At 58.5% G+C, this 3,674-nt stretch carries 2 protein-coding genes; both read right to left on the reverse strand.

All coding sequences use genetic code 11. The features are described 5' to 3' along the window. Positions 1 to 430: CheR family methyltransferase (locus WLY71_RS30045; RefSeq protein ID WP_347806469.1), on the reverse strand; the 430-nt coding region annotated here is incomplete at its 3' end. Further along, on the reverse strand, positions 430 to 3,674 hold a 3,245-nt coding region (locus WLY71_RS30050; RefSeq protein WP_347806470.1), incomplete at its 5' end, for a response regulator. The genes WLY71_RS30050 and WLY71_RS30045, both read right to left, overlap by 1 nt.

Raw genomic sequence — 3,674 nt, forward strand, 5'->3', positions numbered from 1 at the left:
GATTGATGTCGGTGGCGTAGATGATGGTGCGATCGAGCAAGCCTTCTTCGCGCAGCAGAATGGCCATCGAATAGACCTCTTCACCGGTGCTGCAACCGGCGATCCAGATCTTGATCGAGGGGTAAGTCTTGAGCAGCGGCACCACTTCCTTGCGGATCGCCAAGAAATGCGAAGGGTCGCGGAACATTTCGCTGACCGGGATCGTCAGCAGTTGCAACAACTGCATGAACGCCGTCGGGTCGTGCAGGACCTTTTCCTGCAACGCTGAAATGGTCGTGCACTCGAACTGGCTCAACGCGTGATTGACCCGGCGCTTGATCGAAGCGCCGGAGTAGTCGCGAAAGTCATAGCTGTATTTGAGGTAGATCGCCTCGATCAACAAGCGAATTTCGATTTCGCTATTTCGCTCCACTGAAAAATTGCGTTCCACTAAATGCGTTCCATTTTCGGTAACCACACGCGAATCAGCGAGAACAGGCGATCCAGGTCAATGGGCTTGGCCAGGTAATCATTGGAGCCCGCTTGCAGGCAGCGCTCCTGATCGTCCTTCATGGCCTTGGCCGTCACCGCGATGATCGGCAGCTTGCGCCAGCGCGGGTCCTTGCGGATCTCGATGGTGGCTTCGTAGCCATCCATCTCCGGCATCATCACGTCCATCAACACCAGATCGATGTCCTCGACTTCATTCAGTCTTTCAATCGCTTCACGACCGTTTCGGCCGATGACCACGACTGCACCCTTTTGCTCCAGGGCACTGGTGAGGGCAAAGATGTTGCGCACATCGTCGTCCACCAGCAGCACCTTGCGACCCTCGAAAACCTTGTCGCGACTGCGCGCGGTCTTGAGCATCCTCTGGCGTTCATGGGACAACCTGGATTCGACTTTGTGCAGAAAGAGTGTGACCTCATCGAGCAAACGCTCTGGCGAGCGAGCGCCCTTGATGATGATCGAGCGCGAATACTTGCGCAGGTCGGCCTCTTCGTCCCGGGTCAGGTTGCGCCCGGTGTAGACGATCACCGGCGGGAACGAGCAGATGTCTTCCGTGGACATGCGCTTGAGCAAGTCGTTGCCGAGCATGTCCGGTAGCTTCAGGTCGATGATCATGCAGTCAAAAATTGTCGTGCGCAGCAGGTTCAGTGCATCCTGGGCCAGGCCCACGGCAGTGATCTCGATGTCATCGTCGCCGATCAGTCGGGCAATGCTGTCGCGCTGCACATCGTCGTCTTCGACCAGCAGGACGCGTTTGACTTTCTGGGTCAGCTTGGCCTCAAGGCGGGCAAACACGTCCTTGAGTTCTTCGCGGGTAGTCGGCTTGACCGCGTAACCAATGGCGCCCATGTGCATCGCGGCTTCGACCCGGTCTTCCACCGAAATCACATGCACCGGAATGTGCCGGGTTTCAGCGCGTTCCTTCAGGCGTTGCAACACAGTCAACCCGGAATGATCCGGCAGACGCATGTCCAGCAGAATGGCGTCCGGGATGAATTCCCTGGCCAGGTCGTAACCCTCGTCCGCGCCGTGCGCCACCAAGCACTGATACCCCAGCTCATGCGCCAGGTCATAAAGAATATTGGCAAAGTTCGGCTCGTCTTCCACCACCAGAATGCAACGAGTGGCGAATGGCGCCTTGGTGCGATCGTCGTCGAAACGCGGGATATCGACTTCGGCAATCAACGGCACCAGCGCGGCGGGCGTCACTCTCGGTGTAATGGCAACCGGCGTGGCTCTCATCGGCTCGACAGGATCCTCGCCCGGTTCAACGTATTGCTGCGGCAAAACCAGCGTAAACACACTGCCCTGCCCCGGCTCGCTGGTGACACTGATGGAACCGCCAAGCAAGGCGGCCAGGTCACGGGAAATCGACAAGCCCAGGCCGGTGCCGCCGTAACGGCGATTGGTGGTGCCATCGGCCTGGCGGAAGGCTTCGAAAATGCTGTCCTGCTGATCCGCGGCAATGCCAATCCCCGAATCGCGAATGATAAAGGCGATACCGTCGCCTGGCTGACTGGCAACCGTCAGGCTGACCGTGCCTTTTTCGGTGAATTTCACCGCGTTGGACAGCAGGTTCTTGATCACCTGCTCCAGACGCTGGCGGTCGGTGAAGATCATCATGGGCGCACCGGCCTGCACCTCGACCTGGAAGTCCAGCTTCTTGTCGGCAGCCAATGGCTGGAACATCCCGCGCAAGCCATCCACCAGGCGCGCGATACTGGTGTTCTCCGGTCGCATTTCAAGCTTGCCGGCCTCGACCTTGGAAATGTCGAGAATGTCGTTGATCAAGTTGAGCAAATCATTGCCGGCAGAGTAGATCGACTCGGCAAACATGACCTGCTCGGCGCTGAGGTTTTCCTGGGGGTTTTCCGCCAGCAGCTTGGCGAGGATCAACGAGCTGTTCAGCGGCGTGCGCAACTCGTGGGACATGTTGGCGAGGAATTCAGACTTGTACTTGCTCGAGCGTTGCAACTCTTCGGCGCGTTCTTCGAGCTGAGTCTGGGCCTGATTGAGCTCGGTGTTCTTCAGGTCCATGGCGTCGCGCTGGTCGGCCAGAATCTGCGCTTGCTCGGCGAGTTGCTCATTGGTTTGTTCAAGCTCGACCTGCTGGGTCTCCAGATGCGCCTGAGACTCCTTGAGAATCCGCGACTGCTCTTCCAGCTCTTCGTTGGCGGTCTTGAGTTCTTCCTGCTGGACTTGCAGTTCTTCATTGAGCTGCTGGGTTTCGGCCAGCACTTCCTGCAAGCGCTGGCGATAGCGAGCGGCCTCGATGGACGTGCCGATGTTGCCGGCAATCAGTTCAAGCAATTCGACATCACGGTCCGTCAGCGGGCGCAGGAAGCCCAGTTCGATTACACCGTTGACCCGATCGTCGTCACTGGTCGGCACCACCAGCACGCTATGGGGAAGACCTTCGCCCAGGCCGGAGCTGACCTTGAAGTAATCGCTCGGTACATCATCAAGACGAATCAAGCGAGCCTGGTTCGCCACCTGGCCGACAATGCCTTCATCGCTGTAAATCTGCTGTTCGCGCGCTTCCTGCTCGCGGGAGAAACCGTAAGAGGCAATGCGCTTGAGTCCACCGTGCTCTTCACGAACATAAATAGCTGCTACGGCGGTGCCCAGGTACTGCGCGCAGAACTGCAGAATGTTGCGGCCCAGCAGATTAAGCGACAGTTGCCCCAGCACTTGTTCGGCCAGTTCGGTCTGGCCATTGCGCAGCCAGGCCTGCTGTTCCAGACGCTGGGCGCTGGCCTGTTGCAAGGCGAGGTTGGCGCTGTAACTTTGTGAAAGGTTGAGCAAGTCCCGACGGCCAATGTAGGCCAGCAATGCGCTGATCCCGGCGATGAACAACAGATAAAGGCTGATGCTCCAGATCGTGGTGCGGCGCACTTCCTCGTTGCGGGTGGTGCGCAACTGTTGCTCCATGTCGATCACGTCTTCGAATTGCTTGCGGATCTCATCGGTCAGCCGCTTGCCGCGCCCGGCCTTGACCGCGCTGCGGTAATCGCCGCTGGATCGCTGCAATTCAATTATTGTCTGCGCGAAAGTGGCCCACTCATTCTGCAAGGCCTGGAGCCGGTGCAGGCGGTCGGTCTGCACCGGGTTGTCCGCGGTCAGTTCGAGCAAGGTATTGAGGGCGACAGCGATTCGCGGCTTGGCCGTTTCGTAGGGTGCAAGGA

It is taken from the genome of Pseudomonas rossensis (assembly GCF_039888995.1).
Taxonomy (GTDB): domain Bacteria; phylum Pseudomonadota; class Gammaproteobacteria; order Pseudomonadales; family Pseudomonadaceae; genus Aquipseudomonas; species Aquipseudomonas rossensis.